Source organism: Winogradskyella poriferorum, from assembly GCF_050618035.1.
GTDB lineage: Bacteria > Bacteroidota > Bacteroidia > Flavobacteriales > Flavobacteriaceae > Winogradskyella > Winogradskyella poriferorum_A.
The window spans coordinates 1-509 of record NZ_JBODPY010000012.1 but is presented as its reverse complement, the minus strand read 5'-3'; the positions used below and the strand labels follow the sequence as shown (position 1 = coordinate 509).

General features: G+C 40.5%; 1 pseudogene. It reads left to right on the top strand.

Features of this window, described 5'->3' with window-relative positions:
• A pseudogene (locus ACRHOC_RS14715) lies at positions 1-509 on the top strand (gliding motility-associated C-terminal domain-containing protein); the annotation flags it as partial.

Sequence of the window (509 nt, the reverse complement as noted above, 5' to 3'; positions counted from 1 at the left end):
ATTACTGTGGTAGATACTACTGCGCCTACGTTTACTGTTCCTGCTGATATTACAGTAGAATGTGACGTGGATATAAACGATCTTTCTATTACTGGTGATGTAACTGACGAAGCAGATAACTGTTCAGCTGGCCTTGAGGCTGTGTATACCGATAGTGTTGCTGATGGTGCTTGTGATAACGAATCTGTGATTACACGTACTTGGTCACTTACTGATGCTTGTGATAACAATACAACTTTAGTTCAAACCATTACTGTGGTTGATACTACTGCGCCTACGTTTACTGTTCCTGCTGATATTACAGTAGAATGTGACGTGGATATAAACGATCTTTCTATTACTGGTGATGTAACTGACGAAGCAGATAACTGTTCAGCTGGCCTTGAGGCTGTGTATACCGATAGTGTTGCTGATGGTGCTTGTGATAACGAATCTGTGATTACACGTACTTGGTCACTTACTGATGCTTGTGATAACAATACAACTTTAGTTCAAACCATTACTGTGGT